23 protein-coding genes and 1 pseudogene are annotated in these 25,294 nt (G+C 44.0%); 9 read left to right on the top strand and 15 right to left on the bottom strand.

Annotated features, from left to right (window positions below; translation table 11 throughout):
* Window positions 1-158: 158 nt before the first annotated feature.
* The 3 genes from QFZ80_RS16135 (at window position 159) to QFZ80_RS16125 (ending at window position 2,168) form a co-directional block, all read left to right on the top strand.
* Window positions 159-521 carry a group II intron maturase-specific domain-containing protein gene (locus QFZ80_RS16135; RefSeq protein WP_307559980.1) on the top strand — a complete coding sequence of 121 codons (363 nt, stop codon included), beginning with the start codon at window positions 159-161 and terminating at the stop codon, window positions 519-521.
* Window positions 522-745: 224 nt separating this feature from the next.
* Entirely contained in the window at window positions 746-1,726 is a 981-nt protein-coding gene (locus tag QFZ80_RS16130; protein WP_307559978.1) for an aldo/keto reductase, read from the top strand.
* 73 nt (window positions 1,727-1,799) lie between these two features.
* Window positions 1,800-2,168 carry a MerR family transcriptional regulator gene (locus tag QFZ80_RS16125; RefSeq protein ID WP_307559976.1) on the top strand — a complete coding sequence of 123 codons (369 nt, stop codon included), beginning with the start codon at window positions 1,800-1,802 and terminating at the stop codon, window positions 2,166-2,168.
* Between the two features lie 182 nt (window positions 2,169-2,350).
* On the opposite strand, the gene QFZ80_RS16120 is transcribed toward QFZ80_RS16125, so the two are convergent.
* Window positions 2,351-2,863, bottom strand: a complete 513-nt coding sequence (locus tag QFZ80_RS16120) for a class I SAM-dependent methyltransferase (protein WP_307559974.1) — start codon at window positions 2,861-2,863, stop codon at window positions 2,351-2,353.
* Between the two features lie 364 nt (window positions 2,864-3,227).
* Between QFZ80_RS16120 and QFZ80_RS16115 the strand changes: the two genes are divergently transcribed.
* The 6 genes from QFZ80_RS16115 to QFZ80_RS16090 all read left to right on the top strand — a co-directional run bounded on the left by QFZ80_RS16115 (window position 3,228) and on the right by QFZ80_RS16090 (window position 8,170).
* Complete coding sequence (locus QFZ80_RS16115; RefSeq protein ID WP_307545484.1) at window positions 3,228-3,692, top strand: YhcN/YlaJ family sporulation lipoprotein; 465 nt, start codon at window positions 3,228-3,230, stop codon at window positions 3,690-3,692.
* A 115-nt stretch (window positions 3,693-3,807) separates the two neighbouring features.
* Window positions 3,808-5,361: an alkaline phosphatase family protein gene (locus tag QFZ80_RS16110; protein WP_373460408.1), complete on the top strand. Its 1,554-nt coding sequence runs from the start codon at window positions 3,808-3,810 to the stop codon at window positions 5,359-5,361.
* Window positions 5,362-6,747: 1,386 nt separating this feature from the next.
* A complete protein-coding gene (locus tag QFZ80_RS16105; protein WP_307545488.1) occupies window positions 6,748-6,855 on the top strand; it encodes a YjcZ family sporulation protein in 108 nt (35 codons plus the stop codon).
* Between the two features lie 100 nt (window positions 6,856-6,955).
* Window positions 6,956-7,213, top strand: coding sequence for a hypothetical protein (locus tag QFZ80_RS16100; protein WP_307559973.1), 258 nt, complete (start codon window positions 6,956-6,958; stop codon window positions 7,211-7,213).
* Window positions 7,214-7,241: 28 nt separating this feature from the next.
* Window positions 7,242-7,418 (top strand): hypothetical protein, encoded by a 177-nt coding sequence (locus tag QFZ80_RS16095; RefSeq protein WP_307545492.1) that lies wholly within the window; start codon window positions 7,242-7,244, stop codon window positions 7,416-7,418.
* Between the two features lie 71 nt (window positions 7,419-7,489).
* Window positions 7,490-8,170, top strand: a complete 681-nt coding sequence (locus QFZ80_RS16090; protein ID WP_307545494.1) for an aspartate/glutamate racemase family protein — start codon at window positions 7,490-7,492, stop codon at window positions 8,168-8,170.
* Between the two features lie 1,610 nt (window positions 8,171-9,780).
* Here QFZ80_RS16090 and QFZ80_RS16085 read toward each other — a convergent pair.
* The 14 genes and pseudogenes from QFZ80_RS16085 to QFZ80_RS16020 form a co-directional block, all read right to left on the bottom strand.
* Window positions 9,781-10,320 carry a hypothetical protein gene (locus tag QFZ80_RS16085; RefSeq protein ID WP_307559971.1) on the bottom strand — a complete coding sequence of 180 codons (540 nt, stop codon included), beginning with the start codon at window positions 10,318-10,320 and terminating at the stop codon, window positions 9,781-9,783.
* Window positions 10,317-12,950, bottom strand: coding sequence for a polymorphic toxin-type HINT domain-containing protein (locus QFZ80_RS16080; RefSeq protein WP_307559969.1), 2,634 nt, complete (start codon window positions 12,948-12,950; stop codon window positions 10,317-10,319). Before QFZ80_RS16080 ends, QFZ80_RS16085 begins: the two co-directional genes overlap by 4 nt.
* Before the next feature lie 93 nt (window positions 12,951-13,043).
* Entirely contained in the window at window positions 13,044-13,784 is a 741-nt protein-coding gene (locus QFZ80_RS16075; RefSeq protein ID WP_028554791.1) for a response regulator transcription factor, read from the bottom strand.
* Window positions 13,732-15,504: a sensor histidine kinase gene (locus QFZ80_RS16070; protein ID WP_307564138.1), complete on the bottom strand. Its 1,773-nt coding sequence runs from the start codon at window positions 15,502-15,504 to the stop codon at window positions 13,732-13,734. Before QFZ80_RS16070 ends, QFZ80_RS16075 begins: the two co-directional genes overlap by 53 nt.
* 117 nt (window positions 15,505-15,621) lie before the next feature.
* Entirely contained in the window at window positions 15,622-16,350 is a 729-nt protein-coding gene (locus QFZ80_RS39075) for a glycosyl hydrolase family 95 catalytic domain-containing protein (protein WP_373460102.1), read from the bottom strand.
* A gap of 62 nt (window positions 16,351-16,412) precedes the next feature.
* Window positions 16,413-17,945, bottom strand: a pseudogene (locus tag QFZ80_RS16060) (glycoside hydrolase family 95 protein); the annotation flags it as partial.
* A 95-nt stretch (window positions 17,946-18,040) separates the two neighbouring features.
* Window positions 18,041-19,606, bottom strand: a complete 1,566-nt coding sequence (locus QFZ80_RS16055) for an extracellular solute-binding protein (protein ID WP_307559962.1) — start codon at window positions 19,604-19,606, stop codon at window positions 18,041-18,043.
* 63 nt (window positions 19,607-19,669) lie between these two features.
* Window positions 19,670-20,551 (bottom strand): carbohydrate ABC transporter permease, encoded by an 882-nt coding sequence (locus QFZ80_RS16050; RefSeq protein ID WP_057304608.1) that lies wholly within the window; start codon window positions 20,549-20,551, stop codon window positions 19,670-19,672.
* Between the two features lie 15 nt (window positions 20,552-20,566).
* Window positions 20,567-21,550, bottom strand: coding sequence for an ABC transporter permease (locus QFZ80_RS16045; protein ID WP_057304609.1), 984 nt, complete (start codon window positions 21,548-21,550; stop codon window positions 20,567-20,569).
* 360 nt (window positions 21,551-21,910) lie between these two features.
* Complete coding sequence (locus tag QFZ80_RS16040; protein ID WP_057304610.1) at window positions 21,911-22,210, bottom strand: glycoside hydrolase family 95-like protein; 300 nt, start codon at window positions 22,208-22,210, stop codon at window positions 21,911-21,913.
* A gap of 145 nt (window positions 22,211-22,355) precedes the next feature.
* The gene (locus tag QFZ80_RS16035) at window positions 22,356-22,556 is read right to left on the bottom strand and encodes a hypothetical protein (protein WP_307559957.1); all 201 of its coding nucleotides are present in this window, start codon (window positions 22,554-22,556) and stop codon (window positions 22,356-22,358) included.
* Window positions 22,557-22,881: 325 nt separating this feature from the next.
* A complete protein-coding gene (locus QFZ80_RS16030) occupies window positions 22,882-23,349 on the bottom strand; it encodes a GNAT family N-acetyltransferase (protein ID WP_307559955.1) in 468 nt (155 codons plus the stop codon).
* A 209-nt stretch (window positions 23,350-23,558) separates the two neighbouring features.
* Window positions 23,559-24,128, bottom strand: a complete 570-nt coding sequence (locus tag QFZ80_RS16025; protein ID WP_307559953.1) for a dihydrofolate reductase family protein — start codon at window positions 24,126-24,128, stop codon at window positions 23,559-23,561.
* 299 nt (window positions 24,129-24,427) lie between these two features.
* Complete coding sequence (locus tag QFZ80_RS16020) at window positions 24,428-25,036, bottom strand: transglutaminase-like domain-containing protein (protein WP_307559951.1); 609 nt, start codon at window positions 25,034-25,036, stop codon at window positions 24,428-24,430.
* Between the last annotated feature and the right edge of the window lie 258 nt (window positions 25,037-25,294).

Raw genomic sequence — 25,294 nt, 5'->3', positions numbered from 1 at the left:
CTACTTACCTGGTTGTAGTTTGCAAGACGAAGAAAGAAGCGGACCATGCGTACAAACTCATCGTTACGATTATGGAGCGTTTAGAACTCACCTTACACCCCACCAAAACACGCATAGTAGGCTTGTGGATAGGAGACGAAGGATTCGACTTTCTAGGCATGCACCATCGGAAAACAAAAGCAGAAACATCCCAAGGCAACGTGTATTTCACAACGCAACAGTGGTTAACGAAAAAGGCAGAAGAACGCATACGGGAAGTGGTTAAAGAAAGACTTGCACCACCGAGTTCACGTTCACGCTCTTTTGAGGAACAGGTAGGATGGCTCAATCCTAAAATTCAAGGATGGAGAAATTACTACCACACGACCTACAGCCATAGGAAATTAGCGAAGTTGGACTGGTACATACTGCAAAGGTTAACCCGCTGGTATGCTAAGAAAAGACAAAGAAATAGATGGATGCGTTCATTTCAAGAAGTTAAATATATTGCCAGACAAATGGGGCTTAAAACGTTGTTGTAATCCGCATGCTCATGATTGAAGAACATCGGAAAGCCGTATGAGGGAAAACTTCATGTACGGTTTGATGAGGAGGGGCTGAATATTCAGCCCTTTACTCTAGTTCAAGTAATAGGCAGGATAGCTAAACACGCACTGCAAGCACAATCACTTGACTTGGAGTTAACTCCAGAGAGTAAACTACATATGAAGGAAAAAATATCTAATGGAAAGTGGGAAACAACCAAATGGACTATGTGAAACTTGGAAATACAGGCTTGGATGTATCTCGGCTTTGTCTTGGCTGTATGAGCTTTGGTGTAGCAGAGCGGTGGACTCATCCATGGGTACTTAATGAAGAAAGTAGTCGTCCTATTATAAATAAAGCTCTAGAGCTTGGTATCAATTTTTTTGATACGGCGAATATTTATTCAGACGGAACAAGCGAGGAAATTGTTGGACGAGCGCTAAAGGATTATGCGAATCGTGATGAGATTGTCATCGCCACAAAAGTTCATTTCCGTATGCATCAAGGTCCTAATGGTGCTGGTCTTTCCCGAAAGGCAATCATGAGTGAAATTGATAAGAGTCTTAAGAGATTGGGAACGGATTATGTAGACCTTTATCAAATCCATCGCTGGGATTATAATACGCCTATCGAAGAAACGATGGAAGCCTTGCATGATGTTGTGAAGGCCGGGAAGGCCAGATATATTGGTGCTTCTGCTATGTACGCATGGCAGTTCCTAAAGGCATTACATGTAGCTGAAAAAAATGGGTGGACCCGGTTTGTGACGATGCAAAATCATTTAAACCTCATATACCGTGAAGAGGAGAGGGAGATGATGCCACTCTGTAAGGAAGAGAAAATCGGTGTGATCCCTTACAGCCCGCTAGCTTCAGGAAGATTGACGCGTGATTGGTCGGAAACAACGTATCGTTCCGAAACCGATCAAGCTCAGAGATTTAAATATGCTGCGACTGCAAGTACGGATCGTTTGATAGTAGATCGCCTTGCAGCAATCGCAGAAAAACGTGGCGTTCCCCGGGTTCAAATCGCTCTTGCCTGGTTGTTTCAAAAAGAACCGGTAACAGCTCCCATTATTGGTGTTACGAAAATGTCTCATCTCGAAGATCCGGTAGCTGCTCTTTTGATTACATTAACTCCTGAAGAAATGGCATCACTGGAAGAGCTCTATGTTCCCCATCGGGTAATTGGTGCAGTTTGATATAAGAAACGACAAGAACGTCCTATCCAATTTCATGGACGTTCTTGATATGAAATTGGTAGGTGAAATCTGAATGCAGATAGCCGAAGTAAGTGAAAAATATGTTTTGTCACAGGATACACTTCGCTATTATGAACGAATCGGACTAATTCCACGGGTGAACCGCAATAAAAGCGGAATCAGGGATTATACGGAAGAAGACTGTAGGTGGGTTGAATTTATCAAATGTATGCGTGGCGTAGGTCTTCCTGTTGAAATTTTGATTGAGTATGTTGGGTTGTTTCAACAGGGTGATGAAACCATGGAGGCTAGAAAAGAACTCCTAATCGAGCAGCGTAAGCAGCTCATTACAAAAATGGAAGATATGAAGAACGTGTTTGAACGTCTTAATAATAAAATTTCTAGATATGAACAGACAATTGTTGAAAAAGAAAAACTCTAAATAGACCATAACATTAATTATGATAAGTGAAGGAGCTTGCCTCGCGGCAGCTCCGTTTTTTTTTTTATTGAAGTAACGGACAGATTTACTCCAAAATAAGAAGTGCTAATGTTGAACAGAACCTGCTTTGCTACGTTTCTTGAAGGTGGTTGCATAAGGAGGGATTCTTTTATTCACCAACTTTAAAGTGATTTCAATTTTGCTAAAAAAAATAATTCATGGTATAAAAAGCATTTTCGAAATCGTTTTATGACCTTACAGTCATAATCGTGATCTCGAAACAATCCAATATATTCTTGTTCATTACGAATATACTCACCGTTGTCGTACCATTTCATAAATCTGTTGCATAACGGTTTTTTCATAAATAAGCACGGTTCCATTACAATGATGGTTCCGTTAGGTGTTAGAATTCGTTGAAATTCTTTCATGTAACTTGATATTTCATTCGAAGTAATATGATGTAACACAGCGATGATGAGCAGGTAATCGACCGATTCATTCTTGACAGGTAAATTATCACTTTCCAAGACTTGAAATGTATGGCGGGGATATATTCGCATTGCATAGTCAATACGCTTAGCATCAGGGTCAATGCCTAGATAATTTAACGGATGGAACATAGAGCAATTCGCTCCAGTTCCGGAGCCGAAATCCAGTACGGCCTGACCCTCAAATGTAAAATGGGATTGCAAGTGTTCGTGAATATATTTTTTGGTAAACCATTTCGGACGAACAAACCAATGATAGAGCCTAGGCGAGATTGAAATGTTAATGGCAATTCACCATCTTTCGGATTATGTCACGAAAGATAATTTAACCTGCGAAATTGAAAAAAATTCAGGTTAATATTTCCTATATTTTAATAATATTAACAAAAATTGGGTATATTTACTTTCAGTTGATAAGAGAAGGAGTGAAATTTCCCTCAGAAAAACAGGCTGGAAAAATTGGTATGATACGTAAAACCTTTGCTGATTCAAAAGTAAGAAAAATATGTGAATTAATAATGAATCAAAAAGCATACTAAAAGCATATTACCTGAAGGAGTGGAGCTAATTGTTTAAAGGGATTACATTGCTTTTCATCATTTCGGTTATTATGATGGGTTGCACGACGAACAATAACCAAGCGCAACAGCCAGGGATTCAAATGCAGCAAGCCCAAGATCAACCGCAGAAGAATTTGGATACCCGAGTTCATATCGCCAATCAAGCTGCAGAAAAGATTAGACAATTAAATGGCGTGAGGCAAGCGAATGTGCTTGTGACGCGAAGAAACGCCTATGTAGCTGCCGCAGTGAACGATAATCAAGGCCAGCTCTCCCGTGAGATGGAAGATCAAATCGCCCAGCAAATTAGGGCAGTCGATCCAAGTATTCAAAATGTATATGTTTCCACCAATCCTGAATTTGTGGATCGTACTAATAGGTATGTAACGGATGTAGGACAAGGAAGACCTGTTACCGGATTTTTCGAAGAATTTAACGAAATGGTCCAACGAATTATTCCAAACGCCCGATAAATGATACGCTTGAATCCCATCCTTATATTAACGAGGTGGGATTCATTTGATTTTTTCTTGATTAAAAGAAAGGGGTAAACAATTGAAAACAAAAGATAAAATTGCCATTCTGCTAATGATAAGTCTAAGTTTGCTTAGTATCGGTTGCAGGGCAAACCCCAGCCCACGGCTAAACCAACAAAGCGTCGAGTCTCCTATCACAACAAATCAAAATACAAAACCTGTCATATGTATCCTTATTGATTCTTTAATGGATAAACCTTTGCAAGAAGCGATTGGGCAAGGTCATGCACCTGCGATACAATTTCTGCTTAATAACGGACAATACTTCCCAGAGATTGTGAGTTCGTTTCCAACGATGTCCGTGACGATCGATAGCACTTTATTAACGGGGACGTACGCAGACCGGCATCATGTGCCCGGACTTGTTTGGTACAGTGGTAAAGAGAACCGCATGATTTTCTACGGAAATGGTGCCAAAGAAGCGTTGAAAATTGATCAATTGCAAGTATTAACGGATGCTATTTATCAGTTAAATCAGGTTCAACTAAACAAAGAAATTAAAACGATTCATGAAGAGTTGGCCGAAAAAGGAAAACACTCTGCGTCAATAAATGCTATTGTTTTTAGAGGAAAAACAGAACACACCTTAACAGTGCCCCGCTTGTTATCATTCAGCACGCGTTTGCCTAAACAAATGAAAATAACAGGACCTACGTTGTTCTCCTATGCAGCTCTTGCACAACTGGACTCGAAGAATGACCGGAACGCTTCTATGTGGAAAAAATACGGAATGAACGATGAGTTTTCTGCACAAGACACCGCTTTTCTAATTAGTCAAAAAAAGCTTCCGAATGTAACCATCACTTACTTTCCGGAGAATGATAACGAAGTACATAGAAAGGGTACGGATCATTTTGGTGGGATTAAAAAAGCGGATCAAGGACTTCAAGTCGTGCTTAACGCTTACGGATCGTGGGAGCAGGCTGTAAAGAATGCGGTATGGATCATTATGGGTGATAGTGCGCAAAGCGCTGTCTACGATGATCGGCAGGCAGCCACTGTTGAAATAAGGCCGCTATTGAACCGTTACCGCATTGCGAAATTAAATCAACCGGTAAGGACCGAAGACCAAATTGTGATTTCCACAAATGAACGGATGGCCTATGTCTATGCGATCGATGCGAATGTGCAGTTATCTGACGTAGTGAAGCTTTTGCAAAATGAGGAAAAGCTCGACATTATTGCAATGAAAGACGATGAAAATGTTCGTGTTATAGCAGGGAAAAACGATAAAATGTTTTATTATCGTCCTGGTGGTGATTATACGGATGAATATGGACAATCGTGGACTATATCGGGCGAGCCAGGTCTCGTGGATATTACGACAACTAATAACAATATTAAGTATGGGAAGTATCCTGACGTTTTGGCGAGGCTATACGGGGCTATGCATTCTCATGAAGGAAGATATGTTGTCGTCACGGTCCAACCTGGTTATGAACTCGTCGGTGAAAGCTCCCCTACCCACATCGGCGGAGGGGCACATGGCTCGTTGCATGAAAAAGACTCACTTGTCCCATTAATTATATCCGGAACGAATACCCGGCCAAAAACACTGCGAATTGTTGATATTAAAGACTGGATCCTACAATTGGTGAACGAATAAGTTTAACGAATTACGGAATCAATGTTACGTTGCAAAAAAGGGAGTGCCTTAGTGCGGAATTTAAGACCTATCAATTGAACTAAGCAATTGGTAATACGGAACCGCTTTAAATTATTTATTAAGAAGTATCGCCTAAAATCCAACTTCCGATGTGTTACCTAAGCCAATATATCGGGGGAATTCAAAAAAGTCCGAACCATTGCCAAGGACAGACATGAATTATCTAATCATGCCTATGTTGATAAATCGTCTTTATAATCACTATGAATTTTTGGTAAAACATATTTCTTCCGAAACTCCTAGGAAATGATCAGTTTTATCTCTGGATAATTAACCAACTCGAAAAAGGTACACATAGGAAGCTTCCGAATACGGGAACAATCTACACAATCGAGGAATCCAGAACAAAAAAACTTTTGGATATCTTAAATAAAGCATACGGTAGTCATTGAACTAAAGAAGAACAATACGAGGCTGCCGCGTGAATTAATCGGTAGCCTTGTTACGTTAATGGGCAGAATAAAGCAATTACTTACTCTTACTAACTCCATTGTCAGAAGTGGTTTGTTGTTATAATTTCCCGAAAAACCCGGTCAAGTACCCGGGTTTGAGATGTTTTGATAGTATTTGACTGGTACGTCAGCTTTATTTCGATTTTTTTTGAACTCCAGTTCTTCCTTGATCGTTCGGATTGTTCGATCGTGACGTGGCATGTTTTGGATTGTTGGTGTCGTTAGTTTTGCTCATGTTTATAGTTCACCCCCTGTCATATTCCATAAAAGTATTTCTCCAAATCACAATCCTTATTAGAAAAATGTTCGCATTCCGGAATACGGGTTTTTGCATCCCCGATACTGCATATCAAGTTCTTGTCAAAACCAAAAGACAAGAACTTGATCCCGACCCGATTTTGACAAGAACTTGGTCTCATAAAGCTAAGGGTTTATTAATAAGGACATTCGAGCTACCATCCGAAAGCATGAGGGACTATCTTAGAAGAACTAATCGGTGAATGGTTTAAATGCAACTCTAACATACAAACAGTCGACATTAAGTTCGTGAGGCTGCCCGTCCCTACAGAATAGCAAGAAGCATGGGTCTTTAACAGCGTTTGAGAAAAACGACCTTTTTCTTAGGCAGGTATTAAAGCCCATTGAGATCACAGCTTTCGATTGGCACGTTGGGGGCGAAGAGTCGTATTTTTAAGAAGAAGCTTATCTCTCTTGTAACTGCAATTGAAATAGCCTTTTCAGTAAAAGCATCAATTACGATACGTTTGCTCGTTTCCTCAGCGTTTGCCTCACAATGGTATACGTCCAAGCAAGCACTATGTACCGAACATATATTTATACCGTAGTGAAAAACCACTGAAGGGAATGAGTAAACATGGGAGCAGTAGGTTATGGTGAAGGTTATGGTATGGGCAAAAACGTAGCATTTATTTTGGTTCTTTTTATTCTTTTGGTAATCATCACATCAGCTTTTGCAATTTAATCCAACAACATAAAAATATCTTAAATACAAAAACGGCCCTATCGCGAAATAGATGCGATAGGGCCGTTTTTTCTCGTTGTCTTATCATAAGGGCTGTCGGGTGGCAGCCTGCACTCCGCTAAACGTTCATGTTAGGGCAGGCATGACGGTGAAGCTGGGCGAAAATACTGCGGCCAAAAATGCCGGGGTGCTTGCGATGACGGCAATAATCGAAAATTATAAGGCAAATGCGAAGAAGCTGGCGGTACGCAAGGGCCGAGGCGGTACAGCTACGGAACGGCTGACTGCACTGGTCGAGCAGACCAGAAAACTGGATGAGACCGTGCAGAAAGCAATTACTATAATAAATATAATGTAATGCGACTTCATATGAGAGGACATAATTTTTGAAAGCCAAGAATGTATTAAGGCAGAATCAACAAAAATTCTTTAAGATGAATAACAATGAATTTATTGAAAGGATAATTGATATTTACTACCAGGGTAGTTTGAGGGAAGATTTAATTAACGGAATTGAAGAAGTCGACATGTCTGTTGAAGGAAAGGACAGGCTCAAGAAATGAAAACAAATTGTTCTGGATAAAAATACAATAATCTGATAGTATAAGGAAAATTTAAGTGGGGTGGTTATTAAATGAAGAGAAAGATTGGTTGTTTGCATGCCCACTACTCTAATATTGAGTATATTCAAAAAGCTATTGCTTCAAATGATTTGGAGTTAGTACACTTTGTCGACCCAGGCTTAATGAGTAGAATCGCATCAGATGAAACTTTTGATTTAACAAAAGCCCAAAACAAGGTAAATGATCAGATTGAATGGATAGCCAGTACCAAGGTTGATGCAATTCTAATTACATGTACTAACTACATTGCTCTTCTCGACGACGAACAACTTAAGACATCAGTTCCTATCATAAAAATTGACGAGCCGTTTTTCCATTATGTTTGCAGTATAACAGAGCCACAAGTGCTACTATTTACTAATCCAGCAACAGTCGAAGGAACGATGAGAAGGCTTAATGAATTTGCAACTACACATGTTAAACCAATTAATATCGACGTACAAATCATAGAGAATACATTCGAGCTAATAATGCAGGGGAAAAAAGAACAATATGTTAACGAGTTATCTAATTATATTAAGGGTTTGCTTATCTCTAATCAAAACAAGATCGTCTCTGTCGCACAATTATCTATGGTCGAAACTGCCGAAAAAATTGAGTGTGAAATGGATGTGAAAATCGGAAATCCCTTGAATACATTAGTAACTCATATTGAATCGAGTCTACAAGGTTTATTCAACGGTGAACTATAGACAAGACAAGGAGCAGTTCAGCGGCAGCAGGCTAGGGCAGGGGATATTTGGACAAAAGCCTTTGGAATAAAATCCAAAGGCTTTTTTGTATGTCCAACGTCGTACCAACATGCTGACAGCTAGAGTTGATGAGGGGATAGGCTTAGGCCTAGCTATTCCGATACTTATTCACAAAACCCGTATTTTATACATATGTCCTGAAAGCGAATCTAAGCCTTGATATATCTAGATTTCTATTGTCCAGCGACATTAAAAACAAAATGGATGATGGATTTCCTGCCATTTTAGGAGTAATTACACGAACACTTACTTGTTTGTTCCCATAATCAACCGTAATAGGTTGCGTTCCGCATCATGTAAATATAATTGTTCAAAGTCCTTGTAGTTAGCTATTGTATATTCCATTCAAACAACCACCATCTCAAAATAAAATCGTGCTTTCATCTATTTATGTGCTTAACGAATCCTTCTATCCAATCTGTTTTTGAGTTCAAATTATTTTTATGCCATTCCCACACTTGCCTTGTTCCTTCTTCGCTTAGAGTATATCGGATATTCCTTGAGCCTTACCAAGACTATTCCATTCAGTCACACCGTGCCGGATAAGCCCTACTGTGGTTGCCATTCCTGTCCCCCTCAATGAATGCTCAATTTCCCATTTGTGCTATCCCAATAGTACCATATATTGTAACTATCCTGCCTGTTAGCTCAATCGTTGCCCCTTTCCAGCTTACGTTCTAAATTCATCTAATTTAACCTGTTGTTGAGAAAGGTTTTCAATTGCGCATAACAATACAAGTTCTTGTCATCATTCGGCAAACGATATATGTTCTTGTCATTGGCTTTTGACAAGAACATATATCGTTAAAACAAAAAAAGCCGCAACTACGCGACTTTTAAGCTTATATGTTCTTGTCACCCGACATTAATTAATTGATTGTTGTTGAAATTTTATAAGTTTTATGCAAAAAGATTTTAGGCGGACGGACTCTAGACAAATTAATTACGCAATGTTACGTAATTAAAATGAAAAAGCCAGCCGTTAGTGGCCTGTTATGGGTGGCAGCGGCCACGTTTACTTTACTGGTATCAGTTCAACTACTAAATATTACGTCAAATTCTCGGGTACCCACTAACTCAAATACATATTCGTTTAGTGGTTCCATCAGCAGTTACTAAACTCGTCTTCAAATCAAAGACTACAACTCCTAATAAGGGTTTTAGTCTTGATTTTTTTAGTATGTGTGCCTAATTCCGCGTTGCTTATTTCTACTAAGAAAATAAATAATATCGATCATCCAAGGCGGCGTGAAGAATGCGTGCAGTATATGGAAATATATGGGTTGTTAACCTCGCCCTCTATTTTTTTGCCATCATTAAACTAAACAGAAGGACGGGCAGACTTGCGGTATAGAGATTTATATTGGATTCTAAACTATGTATATTATGGTTTAGTGTGATAGGGCTGAGTTCAACCGCTTCAACTTCTTTTGCAGCAAATGCATACGAAGGTAACATCAAGCAGCATGCCAAGATTGCCATAAGAATTCTCTTCATTATGAGGGCGTAAAAGAAAGACCTTGAGGATTTCCACCCCCAAGGTCTAATCACTAAGTTATATTTAATTCTGTTTTCATAACCTCAAGTGATTCAATAATGTCTTTTATTTGTTCAGACGATAGTTCAAAAACATTAGCACGATAATGTTCAAGAAATTCGTTAAAGGACGTAATGTTTTCATCCTCAGTAGGTTCTACATAGTGCCATCTATAGCTTGGACTAATCTCAATATATGATTTTTCATTTTTTCGATATATCCATGTTTGGAAATCTCTTGTTGACCACATCCAATAGTTGCTGAATATATCTTTCTCATCATCTTCTGCCATATCTGCTAAGTTATTTGTCCAAATATTCCAGTCCTCCCCTAGATTACCTACCTCCATATCTGAATTTAGTTCAACTTGATTTTTCAATCCGTTATATAAAGTAATTATCGCTTCTTGAATTACATCGTTAAAAACACATATTTTCCCATGATTACCTTCAAAGAACACAGTTACATTATCAAATTTATTAGTTACTGACTTTTCCGATAGAAATTGAAAACTGGCATCGTTAGTAAAATGAATAGAAAAATAATTACTCATTTAATATTTCCTTTCTTATCAACCAATCCTGCTTTTCTAAAAATAGCTTGCATTTTTTGATCGAGTTCGCCCCATGACCTAGCGTGACCATGGTAAATTCCGTCACGAGTCTTATCTAATACGACGAACTCCTTATTACTTATCCCTATTCTTCGGTCAGTATTTGGTCCTATTGATATTGAATTATCTAATGCTGTTTGACCATCATTCGGTGCTTTATTCTTTTTACCACTATTTGTTGCTCCATGATAATCTGCATTTACAAATGTTCCATTTGGACCACAACTTGTGTTATGAACCCAAATCCCTAAATCAGTCACATAATACGTATGATAATCAGCAACCGTAAAGTTATAAACCGTAACTGGCTCATCAAGCTTAACGAACTCAACCTTATCAATCGTAAGATTGCTTCCATCAGCCTTTTGTAGCTTATCGCCCACAAGCAATTCATCGGCGTAGACCCACCCTTTTCCTTCAACCCAGAACGGATGATTATCTGTCGTCTCGATGATCTGCTCCCCAACGTATAGTTTTATAATATCATCACGTTGGTTGCGATATAAAGCAGTTACTTCTTTGTATGCCAACTCTCCATTAGAATCATACTCAGACTTAGCAAGAACCATATCTCCGACTTCAATGACTTCGATAGGTTTCTCCCCTTCGTCTGTAAGGACCTTAGTCCCAGCGGTAAAACAATTACACGCACCAATTGCTTTACCCTTTCCAATCTTAGCAGCCCTTGCAATCTTAGTAACTTTAGATCCTAACTTAGCACTCGGATTAATAAAGCCAGCTGCGTTAATGGCAACGTTCACCGCGCTTGGATCCTGTTTAATGGACCTGTAACTGTCATAGAGCGACCAGGCATAAAAAGCGGCAAAAATAATCGGGACGATAAACTTGCCTTCAGGATCTGCATGCATGACAGGATTATTATCGGCGTAGCTGTAAGCATTTAAGCTGAGCTCGCTCCCGATTCTGATCGCAATCGGGTCTTTGGACAGAAAGCGTCCAATCTGCGGATCGTAATAACGCGCATTCAAGTAGTATTTCTTGGTCGCTTCATCGTACCAGTACCCCGCATATCGGTATGGGTTTAGGCTTGCAATGACGCTATTCGTCGATGTTGTTGAAGTAATATTGCCCCATGCATCATATTTATACTGTACCACGGTCGTACCATTGCTATCCGTCATCCGAATGACGTTCCCATGCTCATCATAGTGGTACCAATACTGACTGCCTTGATAGCTCATGAAGATCGGGCTTCCGTTGTGATCGTAAGCGAAACGATAGATTTTGCCGTCGCTTTCCTTGACATAAGTGACGAAGTTCCCATCGTAATGGTACTCCTTAGTTATGCCTCCTGTGGAAAGTGTATCACGATTACCTAAAGCGTCATACGTGAAGGCAGCAACAGAATTACTTCCTTGCTTGACTTCCTTGAGCTTGTTATCGTCACCCCATACGTACGTATACGATCCGTCGCCGACTACGTTACCTGTCGCGTCATAAGAATAATTATTGCTACCAACAGAAACAAGGCGGTTTTTCTCCGGATTATACGTGTACGTGGTGGCCACACCATTCTTGATGGCCTTCGTTCGGTTCCCTAGTTCATCGTACTGGTACTCGATGATTGTTCCGGCAGAGTATTTCTCCTGCAAAAGCTGGTCTAACGAATCGTAAGTGTATTCTACCCACGAGCCGTCCATGTCGCTCCAGATTTTCGTGATTTTGCTTCCCGTGTCGTATTCGTAACGGAACTTATCTACTGTCGCGCCCGCAATTTCTGCTCGAAGCTGTATGGTACGACCTTCTTGGTCATATTCGTTGAAGGTTGCACTAGTGTTGCTGTTGTACGTTTTCACCGGCCGACCTGCTTCGTCAAACAAATACCAGGAATCGCGGTTGTATGAGGCATCATGGAACTTTTTCGGTTTGCCAGAGTTATCATACGTGTAGTCGTAGTTCCAATCAAAGCCTAATGTTCCATTATACACGCGAAGCTTCGTACGACGACCTTCGTCATCGTAATTGTTTTCCAAATAATTCGACGTGGTCGGTTCAGCCACTTTTGTTACACGATTCATTTTATCGTAGTTCGCTGTAAAATTAGAAGCTCCAGTTCCATAAGATGTTAAATTTCCATTCAAATCATAGTTGTATGCGAAGCTTTTGGAAACCGCTGCGCTGTTGCCAAATGATAAATCTTTCAAACGTTCTGCATTATCATATCCCATTAGTGCAAATTGTGCAGTCGGGAAACCGACTCTGTTCAGGAGACCGGATTTATTATCGTAACCAAACGTCCATGAGTTTACAAATGGAGTCCCGTTCCATGTAACTGTTTCGTTCAATTGTTTAATATCGTCTTGTTCATTGTATTGGACTGTTGTCCAGGTTTTTGCGTTCGGATCGGTAACGGCTAATAGGTTCCCGTTTTTATCGTAGCTGAATGAATTCGATTTATTGATTTTAACCGCGCCTAGCGAACCTTGAAATGGGAAAATGACGCTCTTGATCCGATCCATGATGTCGTATGCATATGAATAAACGTTGCCTGCTGTATTAGTAACGGATTCGATATTCCCTGTTGCCCAATCTCTTGACAGGGTTACCATATTACCTCTGGTTTCAAGAAATTAATCCCCGTCAGAAAATGAAGCAAGGAATTGTTAAGTTGTTCGCCTGTGAAGCGCGAATGAAGAAAACCTTCAGGTATTAGGCGATTCATGACGTTCGATTTCTTCTTGATTTTCGCGGTAGGTGCCGGGAGTCGTTCCCGTGTATTTTTTGAACACCTTCGCGAAGTAGTGCTTGGTATCGAAGCCGACCTGCCGGCTGATCGCGCAAACGGTCGAATGAGGCTGCGTTTTCAGCAGCTTTTGCGCTTCCCGGATTCGTAACGCATTCAAGTAATTGACGAGGGTGTCTCCCGTCTCCTTCTTGAACAAGCTGCTAATATAATTCGGATGCAGACTCATGCGATCCGCAAGATGGTCGAGGGACAGATCGTTCATATAGTTCATTTGCAAATAGGCCAATATCCGTTCGGCGTGCCGACTGTAATCCGAATCCGATGCGGCGGGGAGCTCCTCCTTCACGCGGCTCAGCAGGGACGCGATTTCCTTTTTGTCCAAAGGCTTCAGCAAGTAATCTACGACGCCCGAGCGAAGGGCCTGACGGACATAGTCGAACTCGTCATAGCCGGTCAGGATAATAAATCGATCGCATAACCCCTCAAGCCTGGCCTCCTGAATTAATTCGAATCCGTTCTTCTCCGGCATATGGATATCCGTTATCGTCACATCGGGCATAAAGCGCTTCATTGTCTCTAATGCCTCCGGGGCATTGAGGGCCGAGCAAATGTCGGAACCGACAGGCGCGACTTCCTCGACGATTTTAACTAACCCTTTCAGAATCAAAGGTTCGTCGTCTACGATCAAGATCTTCAACGTCCGCCACCTTCCTTTTCACGATGATAATGCGCAAGCAGGCTCCTTTGCCCGACTCGCTGAGGATTTCCAGTCGGGATTCTCCTCCGAAGAAGCTTTTGACTCGTTCGTTGACGTTTTTCAAACCTACGCCGACCCGCTCCTCTGCCTTTCTAGGCTCGTCGTGCCTGGACAGCCGTTCGCGAAGCGCGAGAAGCTTCTCCGGCGTAATCCCGTTGCCGCTGTCGGTAACGTCGATCGTAATCTCGCTTTCCGTTTCCGTCGCCTGCAGCGAGATATGGACGGGTCGAAGGACGGCGGAAGCTCCATGCACGATCGCATTTTCGATAAGCGGCTGCAAAAGGAATCGCGGACAAGCCAGCCGTTCGGCATCCAGCGCAACTTGAATTTCAAAAGTCAGCCTGCTTTGGAGCCTCATTTTGTGGATGTTCATATAAAAGGAAACCATCTCGATTTCCTCCGCAAGAACCGTTTCTTCCCGCGCGGACGACAAGCTGTACCGCATCAGTTTCCCGAACCAGAAGGAAATATCGGCGACTTCCTTGTCGTCGTTAGCCTCGGCGACCATGCGGATCGTCTCGAGCGTGTTATAGAGGAAATGAGGCTTGATCTGCGCTTGCAGCACCTGGTATGCCGCTTCTTTGTTGCGCATTTCAGCTCGGTGGACGTTGTTGATGAGCTCGTCCATTCGCCGGACCATCGCGTTATAGGTGACGATCAGGAAGCCGATTTCATCCTTTTCGAACTTGCCGTTTTTGATCGTCAGCTGCCTGAGGTTATTGTCGTTCAGCGTACGCATATGCCGGGCCAACCGAAGAATCCGTTTGGTAATCGTCGAAGCCAGCAGGTAATAGGCGATGGATAAAGCGATCAACAGCAGCACGATCATCGTCACCAAGACGATTTCCTTCTTCTTCACGGAACGGAATACGTCTCCCACCTGACCGGTGACGATGACGCGAACGTCCAGCGGCTCGAGCTTCAGCTGATTGACGATCGTTTGCCGGTTGATAAAAAATTTCCTGTCATCCGCTTGCAGAAGACGCAATGTCTTCTTGTCCAACGCCGGCGCTTCGTTCGTCAACGGATCGCCCTGTCCGGACAACAGCAACGCTCTCCAACTTCCTTCCACACCCGCGGCCGCATAGAAGTTATGGATTAAACTTTTGCGTACCCGAATTTCAAGAAGGCCGATTCGCTCCGTAATTTGCGTATTGTAAATGTACTGGTAATAGATCAGGTCCGGATCCGACGCCGCGGGATCGGCGCGCAGCCATTTCCCCTGTCCGGCTTTCAGGGACGAGACGGTTTGTTCCGTTTGCGGATCCAGCATAGACCGATCGCGAAACAGATTGGTGATGGGCAATACCCGATCCTTCATCTTATAAATGACGATGGATTCGATCTCCGGATTAGCGAACATCGATTGCGTGTTCAGCGGGAGAATATAGCGGGTCAGCGCGTAGATGCTGTCCGCGTCGGATTCGTATACGCCGTCCAGATAATCGGTCAAGTAAGGATTGTATTGCAGCACCCGGTGGACCGACTGAATTCGGGCGAAATCCGTTTTCAGATTGGCGTAAGCCTGCTCCAGGATTTTCTGCCTGCTCTCCACGAATTGTTGCGTCAGGTTGCCGTAGATTTGCGTGTAATAGTGATAACCGAATGCCAGAACAGGGATAAAGATCATAATCACGTAACCAAGCACGATTTTGCGCATGATGCTCAAGGCGGCGTTTCCCTCCGATGTGGAATCCATATATCGTTAACATATCATGTACTAAAGAATTCCGATAGAGGCGCATCCCTTCCAGATTTGCAATTCCGCAAACCCCGGTTAACGTGAGAACGGATCAAATTGAAACGATTCGCCAGCCTTCACGGTGTATCGGATCGATCGCTTCCTATAGCGCAGCGTACAAGGCATTCCGCAAAGGGAACGGATCTCGGCGCCGATTAAGCTTCCTTCCGCCCAAGTCATGCCGACTTCGAATCCCCCTCTGGCGCGAAAGCCCGAGACGGAGCCTTCCGGCCATGTTTCCGGCAAGGCAGGAAGCAATTCGATTTCGTATTCGGCTTTTCCGTTTCGATAGCGGGATCGGCTTTGCAGCAGCATTTCCGCAATGCCCGCGGTTCCGCCGAAATTGGCGTCGATCTGCATCGGAAACGGCTCATGCTGATTGAGCAGATTCGGATTGGTCGATCCCGCCAAGAGATCGACGAGCCGCTTGCGCGCGCTCTCCCCGTCTCGCAATCTGGCGTGCAGCGCTATCCGCCAAGCAGCCGGCCAAGCCAGGATTCGGTCCTTGCTCCGATGGCGAAGCTCGAGGCTTTTGCGCGCCCCCTCGAACGTTTCGGGCGTATCCTCGGATATCTGATTGCCGGGATATAAGCCGTAAAGGTGAGAAACGTGGCCGTTCGAATCTTCCGGTCGATCCCAATCCTCCGGCCATTCCTGCAATTGGCCGAATCGTCCGATTTGCATGGGGGGATCCGGTCCAGAACCTTTCGGATTTCGTGTTCGAACGCCGAATTTTCGCCCAGCAGCTCGCTTGCGATCAAACAACGTTCGAGCAAGTCTCGGATCAACTGCACGTCCATCGTGGACGAGATCGTGAGATGCCTTCTTCGATCGTGGCCGTCCCGATACGCGTTCTCCGGCGAATAGGAAGGATTGGTAATCAGCAGACCGGCGAATTTGACGCCTTCGGGAGCCTCCACCAGGAAGTCCATCACGAATCGGGCGGCTTCTTTCATGGCAGGGTAGGCCCGTACCCTCAGAAAGTCAAGGTCGGGATTGTATTCGTAGTGATCCCATAAGTGCTGGACCAACCATACCCCGCCCATCGGCCATATTCCGGCATGGATGTCGACCGGGGCCGCGGCGCGCCATAAATCGGTATTGTGGTGGACGACGAAGCCCTTCGCGCCGTAATAGAGTTCCGCCGTGCGCGCGCCGGTGACGCGAAGATCGTCGATCAGATCGAACAGCGGCAGGTGGCATTCCGGCAAGTTTCCGACCTCCGCCGGCCAGTAATTCATCTGGACGTTGATGTTGGTCGTCCATTTGCTTCCCCATTCCGGCCATTCTTCTTCATTCCATATGCCTTGCAAGTTGGAAGGCTGATCGCCCGGTCTGGAAGACGCAATGAGCAAATACCGGCCGAACTGAAAATATAACGCGGCGAGCGACGGGTCCTCCGTCTCCCGAATGTCGTGTACGCGCCGATCCGTCGGACGCCGCTTGCCGCCAGTTCGCTCGTCCGCCCCGGCTCCCCCCAGCCTTATCGAGACTCGTTCATACAAGGCTTTATGGTCTTCGACGTGTTCGTCCAGCAACTCGCGATAAGGTCGTTCGGAGACGCGCGCCATATACCGATTGTTCAATTCCGAAGGATCGCCCCCCATGTCCCGGTAGTTCAAGAAGCTTGTCGCTCCGGAAAAAACGAGGGTTACGGCACTCGCTTCCGCTATGCGCAGGCCGCCGTCGCCGGCCGCGCACGAGCCGCCTTCGCAAAAAGCCGTGAGCCTCCCTTCGAATCGGAGTCCCGGACCTTCCCAAGAGCCGCTCCAATTTCTTGGACCCTTGCGCGTTCCGGTCCATCCAGTCAGCCGAATCGCACGGCTGCCGTCCGATTGAACGGACGCATCGGGGTGGACGCTGGACAAAGACGCGTCTACGGCGATACTGCCCCGCTCGCCGCACGAAAGCCGAATCACCAGGCAGCCGCTCGGGCGGGAACAGAAGATTTCGCGCGTGTATTCGCATCCGTCGGCTTCATAGGATACGGTCGCCACCGCCCGCCGCAGATCCAATTCACGCCGATATCGCGTAACCTCGCGATGCCCGGGGAACGCCAGATTCAGCTCGCAAAAAGGCAGGTAGGCTTGCAGATGGATCGGCTCGCCCATCATGCGGTCCAGAAACAGCCGCTCCGCCTCCTCGATCCGATCATTGAAAATCAGGCTCCGGACTTCTTGCAAATATTGCCCCGCGTCAGGCCGGTTATAATCGTGCGGCGCCCCCGACCACAACGTCTCCTCGTTGATCTGGATTCTTTCCGTTTCCGCTGCTCCGAACACCATTGCTCCCAGCCGTCCGTTGCCAATCGGAAGAGCCTCTTTCCATGCCGTACCGGGCGAATCATACTCCAGCTTCATCATTTTCCCGCCTTTCCGTTCTCCCATTTGCCTTCACCTGCAATATAGCGTGCAAAGTCCGTCAGGAACGCGCAGCGCTCCTGACGGACCCAGTCTTATTTTTTAAACAAATCCTTCTTCTTCTGATAGGTTTGGTTAGCCCAATCCACCAAGCGATCCAGACCGATCTTCTCGGCGTTCTTCACGATGCTCTCGTAGTTTGCCACGGCTTCTTCCTCCGACTTCGCCAAGTAGATTTTAACCTTCTCGTTTTTGATCATCTCGTCGATCTTCGTTTTGATCGTCTTCTCGTCCGAATCCGGCTGCAGCTGAATCAAGCCGAGCTCCGGCTTGTAAACCGTGAACGCCTTTCTTTCCATCAACGCTTTCGTCTTCTGCGCTCCCGGTACGTAGCTCAACATGCCTTCCGTAACGCCGTCGTTGTACAGGTACCACCATTTGATTCCGTTGCTGTTGACGAAATCGGCGTCGGACGGATCGTATTTCAAATTCGGATACCCTTGGTCGTTCCAGGTCCAATGCTCGCCCTCGACGCCGAACATCGTTAACTTTTTGCCTTCGTCGCTCGCCAGATATTGAAGGAACTTGATCGACGCCTCCGGGTCCTTGTTTTTCTTCGTGATAAACGTACCTGCAAAGCCCAGTCCGGAGCTGACCGCTTTCGCATCTTTCGAAATGGAGCTAGGCAGCATTTGGAACGTATACGAACCGCCGGCGTTTTTGACCTTGATATTGTCCGAGTCTGCTATGCTGACCGTATGCATATGCGCGAATGCCTTCCCGCTGGTCGCATACTGATCGTCGATCTGATCGTTCGTATAGGCGAAGTTCTCCGCCAGAATGTCCCCTTCGCGGTACAGACGGTTCATAAACTTGAAGAAATCCAGCATTTTCAGCTGTCTGATCGCATAGTCCACTTTTCCGTCCCGCTCATACCAGCCGTCCAGAAGGCCCTCGACGCCGAACTGCGTCAGGAAGTATTGCTCGATCCAATCTTTGTCCATGATCAGAGGGATCATGTCCGGATATTTTTCTTTGACCATGCCCAAAACCTTCATAAAGTCGTCAATGGTGTCTATTGACGGATTGCCGAGCTCTTGCAGAATATCCTCGCGCACCGCGATACCCGGGTTGCCGTCGCTGCCGACCGAGTATTTGTTCTGCGCCATTTCCTCCTGCGTCGCGAAGGAGTTGCGCACCGTATAGAAATTGCCGTCATCCATCGTGTGGATCGCAATTCGTATCGGATCGATCTTAAAGTCAGGCGCGTATTTCTCGATCAGCTCGTTCCAAGGATAAGAAAGCTTCGAATCGGACATCCGTTCGATGTTCGCGTTAGTAAAAACCAGATCCGGGAGATCGCCGGACGCGATCATGAGCGGAAGCTGCTTGTCGTCCGTGGCTACTGTCACTTTCAGCTTGATTCCCGTCTTTTCGGTAATTTTCTCGGCAACCGCTCCCGTCCATTCCTTCACCGGATACCAGGAGGCATCGATAAACAGGGATAGCTCCTTCACCTCGTTGCTTTTGGCGGGCGGTTCGCTCCCCACCGAGTTATTGACTTGACCATCGTTGTTATTTCCGCATGCGGACATCAGCGCTATCGTCATCATTAGGATGAGCGATAAGAGCAGTGCCTTCTTCCCTTTGTTTCTTTTCAAAATAACCCCTCCAACAAGTGATGTTTATATTAAAGCAAACGCTTTAATATCATGCCAACAAAATCAACCCTTCACGGAACCCAGCATAATGCCTTGAATGAAAAACCTCTGGAGGAACGGATAGACGCACACGATAGGCGCGATAGATATAACCATAGCCGCTACCTGAAGAGAATAGCTGGTGACGCCCGCTGAAGCGCTGTTCGCAACGGCTATAGCGTCCATCGGCGCATTGCTCTTGTTGATAACCTCCATCATCCGGAAAGCGAGCGTCCGCAGACCTTCCGACTGCACGAAGTAAGCGGAATCCAGCCAAGAGTTCCATTGACCAACCCCCAAGAAAAGCGACATGGTTGCGATCAGCGGCATAGAGACGGGAAGGATGATCCGGTAGAAAATAACGAGCTCGGTAGCCCCGTCCATGTAAGCCGACTCCTTGAGTTCACTCGGAATTTCCTGAAAGAACGAAATGGCTATCAGCAGAAAAAACGTACTTAACATGGAAGGAATGACATAGACACCAAACGTGTTCAGCAGCCCCAGTGAGCGCAGAACGACGTAATACGGTATCAAACCGCCGGAAAAGTACATCGCGAATATAATGACCGTGAAATAACCTTTGCGAAACAGAAGATCGCGGTGAGACAGCCCATAAGCAACCAAACAGGTAAAAAGGACGCCTAGGGCGGTTCCCGCAAGCGTTCTCATAATCGTGACCAAAAAAGCACGGTACCAGTGGGGGTCATCCAAAAATCGCGCGTAATTTTCAAAGGAAAAGGTCCTTGGCCATAGATAGACGCCCCCAAGAAGCGAATCGGTTCCTTTATTGAAGGAAAGAATCAGGACGTAATAGAACGGATAAAGCATCGATAACGTCAGAATGGCTAGTAATGCATAAATCATAGCGTCCATGATACGATCTTTTTGTTTTTGGCTGAGCTGCATGCACGCTCCCCTTTCCTAGAATAGACTTGATCCCGAAGTGCGTTTGGCAATGTAGTTGCTGGAGAAAATCAGGATGACGGAAATGACGGACTGGATCAAATCAATCGCTGCCGCATAGGAAAATCTCCCGTCTCTTAATCCGACCTTAAACGCATAAGTTTGCACGATCTCCGAGGTCGGATTGTTGATGCTGTTGCCGAACAGAAACGCCTGCTCGAAGTTGGAGCCCACCAATCCTCCGCCCAGAATGCTTCCGATCGTCAGAATAAGTACAACGACGATCGTTCCTTTCATTCCAGGGAACGTAATATGGCGAATTCGAGCCAAGCGGCCCGCTCCGTCGATCTGCGCGGCTTCGTATAATGACGGGTTAATGCCCGCTATGGCGGCCAGGAAGATAATCGTCCACCAGCCCATCTCCTTCCAGACGGCACTTCCAGTCGCCAGTCCCCAGAAATAGTTGGGGTTCGTCAATATGTCAAGCGGCTTGTCGATTATGCCTAGCCCTAGAAGCGCTTTATTGACCATCCCGATATCCGTCGACAGGAAGGCGAAAGCGATGCCTGCGACGACAACCCACGAGATGAAATGGGGCAAATAGCTGATCGTTTGGACAAAACGCTTAAACTTCAAATTTTTTACTTCGCTTAATAGAATGGCCAGCAATATGGGAGCCGGAAAAGCAAAAAGGATTTTTAGCAGACTCAATGCCAGCGTATTTCGAACGATTGTTCCAAACTGATAGTCATTAAAGAACTCCTTGAAATGCTTTAATCCCACCCATTCGCTTGTAAAAATGCCCTTAATTCCGGTAGAGATGGAATACTGCTTAAATGCCATTAGAATGCCGAACATCGGCGTATAGGCGAAGACAAGCAAAAATATCATGCCGAGCCCAACGAACAGGTGCAGCGTTTTTTGTTTTTTAAACCGCTTCCAAAACTGCGTTCGCTGTTCTGTTTTTCCCTTAATTCCGGTTACGCGTGTATCCAACTCCATATCTGCTCCTCCTTTGTTTTCAGTATACTCTTCGAATCAGAGCGTCGAAAGCCAACATTCTTAAGAAATCGTTGTCATTTTTGAAGATCGGATGGCAAGGTGCCCGGACAATAGCATCCCGTTGCCGCCGTTCAAATCGGTTTGCGATCCGCATAGAACGCGGCGATATCGTCCCTCGTACGCTTCCGTTTCTGGACAAAAAATAGATGACCCCCGACGAATTGACGAATTCCGAGGGTCATCTACCGGCCAATGCTAGTGCGGCCTAGTTCTGCTTTGATCACGGATTAAACTGCAGCGACAAGCGGTTTTATTTCACTCTTCCCTGCTTGGGCATTGGCGTTGACGCAAGCAATCGTTTCAATCCGGAAGCACGGTGTAGACGACGCCGGCATCCGCATGAAAGCGGAGAAGGCCGGCCGGCCTCTCGGATTCGACCGGTTTCCCTTCCACTGTAATCGAACAACTGATCGCGCTTCGGATACAGCATGGTCCACTGGCAGTAGAGGCAATTACGGCCTTCGTCAGACTGCCGTCCTTCCATTCCAAGTCGACCGTATAGCCGCCTCTAGCGCGCAGCCCTTGAACGAAGCCCGTTGACCAAGCTGCCGGAAGCGCCGGGAGCAGATGAAGCTCGCCCGCATGACTCTGAAGCAGCATCGTAAAATTATTCCTACCCACTAATGACGATAAAAATCACCATTAGTTGCGGTTAACTGCCCGTAACGAAGGCAGCCGAATCATTCATTAGGCTGCCTTCGTGTAGTTATTTAACTAATGTTCTATGTTAGCAATACATTATTACTTAATTTCGTGACTTAAATAATTTAATAACGACTTCTATACTACTATATACCATTAATAGTATACCAAATATGTTTAATGTGTTCTTTAAAAAGGTTCCTAGAGCATGAGTACCATCGAAAGTTAACATTTCTGGAGTAGGGAAAATAAGTAAACCAAATCCCATTAAAAATGAAATTGCCAGTAAAAGATTTCTCTCCATGAAAATTTCCACCTTTCATCGAATAAGTAAAGTCCTCATAAGAACCTCACCAATAATTTTACCACATTTTGTAAATCAAACCACTCGTTAAAATTATAAAAAACGGCAGATGACCATTGAGTCATTTACCGTCCTGTTGAATTAATAAAATCTTATTATCTGTATAATCCTGCCCTGGCTTACTTATTTGAATAGGTTGCTAATTTCAAGGAGATTCGTGTCATCTATTACGCTAATCTGCCCGTTACTTGAACAGGCTGCCAAGTATACCGGCAGCCTGAGTTATTATAGTGCTATCGTTACCCGTAAGTTGAACAAGATACGCCTAAATATAAATGGAGTATGTCGGTTCACCGTATGTAAGAATATTCTCATCGGTAAATCCAAGCCTCGTGTAGAATTTTTTGCCTGCATCGTTTTCAGGATGTACAGTCAAGCGAATGCGATGGCAAAAAAGATGGGTGTCTTTGATGTGCTTAATCAACACGTCTATCGCAGCAGACCCTAATCCCCTTCTTTGAAACCTTTTATCAATAAAAAAATGAAAAAGCCAATAGTCTTCTTTGCTATCAGGTGTATAGTGCAGATTGAAGAAACCCACCATGATATTCTGCTGGTATACCCCATAAGGATCGACCGTCTTGCCGTCTGGTCTGATGTACGCCTTGGCAAGAGCAATTGCAACAGGAGGTGTGACAGCGGCAACAAACTTTTGCTGCTCAACATTTACAGAAAGTCCAATTGCTTCTCGCCAGTTTTCAGAAGTTATTTTTTTCAGAGTTACTTGAGACAAGAGTGGTACCCTCCATTTCTTACATTAGGAATTACTTTCATCTTTACACGAATCATTCTTTTAATATAATACATTAAACTCTTATTATTTTTTTCCTTCTTCTTAAACAAACCTGCCAGTTACTTTAATGAACAAAAAAAAGGAGCTGCTATTATCAAGCTCCTCCACTATCGTATCCGTTAGTTGAACATGGTTATTTTTGAATTTTATTACTTCTCATTAAGATGATAGCATAGTTGAACAACGCCAGAGGTAAAATTTCTTGTATTTGCTAGTTTCAAATTGAACCTCTTTTTTATGTCAATAAATAAAGGCTTTCCATTTCCCAAAATAACAGGGTGAACAGATAATCTAAATTCATCAACAAGCCCTAAATTTATAAAAATTGTAATAAGACTTGCTCCGCCATATAGCCAGATATCTTTACCAGGCTTATTTTTTAATTTGTTTACTTCTTCAAGAATATTATCATTTATAAATATTGCTTCATTATCAATGCTTTTTTGCGTTCCGGAAAACACATATTTTTCTTTGCTATGAACTAATTTCCAAATTTCTTTTTCAGTATCAGAATCTTCAGTTTTTGGAGTATATTGTCCCCATAAATCGTAGCTTTTTCTTCCATATAAAATAGTATCAATTTGATTCAAAAAATTAGAGAACCCCATATCAGAGTCCATGATGCACCAATCTACTTCTCCTTTTTGCCCTTCAATAAATCCATCTAAAGTAACTGCTAAATCTAAAATTATTCTTCTAGGGCGTACATTATTGGACATAATTTTTCCTCCTTGAAATGATCAACTTGAATCGCTATTCCTTGACCACCCGCATCACTTACATAGCATTCCTCTGCCACGTGTTGTGCCTGCTACCAAAGCTACTTTTCCATTTAGAGCTTTCATGATTTCTTACTCCTTTCGTTGATCTACCACCAATTATAGAGCTTAATTATGTCAATTTGTGTCATATATAAAATATCGTTAGCTTTTCAACTATACTGCCCTTTAGCTGAGAACAGGGCTACCACGTGGCAGCCCTTTCGGTGTTAAACTAACGTTTTCCGTTAACTTAATGATCACAAATGATCAGGTAGACCATGGAGATACATATTTATGCAGTCAGTATTACTTTTTAACGCTCCAACGGTCTTAGCATTGGGGGACTTGTATATCGTCAAATAATCAGCCTCGTCATAATCTTCTCGGATCGGAAAAGCAAGTTTTTCTTCATCCAATGAGAACTCTGCGTGAATTCCAGGTTTATTGCCTCGTGGGTCCAAGCGAATCCACTTTTCAAAATTCTGAACATAAACACCGTTTAATGCATGGATGCAATAGCCTGTGTCTGGTGTGTCCCCTATCGTAAGACGCTGATAACAGAAGCCAGTGGGAATGCCTGCTCTTCGTAATATTGCACAGAAAAGGTTAGCTTTTGCGTAGCAAATGCCTTCCCCATGAATCAATGTTTCTGACGCGGAACAAGTTATTCTAGAACTCTGGATATCCCAAGAATGATCAATCTCGTCACGGACAAATTCATAAGATTTTTTAATAAAATCCACTTGATCTTGTGACGAGGCTACCAATTTGGAAGTCAATTCAGCAATCAAGTGATGATCATAATCAATCTCTTCTGTCACGATCAAGTAATCGTTAATGAATTGCGATTCACAAACAAGATTCATTGCAACCAACTCCTACACGATTATTTGCATGTGCAACACGACTAAAGTTTATCTGATGTGCACAAGCAATCCCTATTTAGTATGTTGGAATAATTATGCACAGAAATGATAATATATTCAATGATTTTCATTCTGCAATACTGCCCGTTAACGTAATGAAGCTGCCGATCGTGCCGGCAGCTTCGTCCATTGATGTTTTATTCAACTATAGTTTCCGTTAGTTTAACAATATAAATATAAATGCCTGAGTAATAACAG

Origin of the sequence: Paenibacillus sp. V4I7 (assembly GCF_030817275.1) — a bacterium.
In the GTDB taxonomy this organism is placed as follows: domain Bacteria; phylum Bacillota; class Bacilli; order Paenibacillales; family NBRC-103111; genus Paenibacillus_E.
Note: the sequence above shows the minus strand (reverse complement) of the source record. Positions and strands in the feature narration are given on the sequence as shown.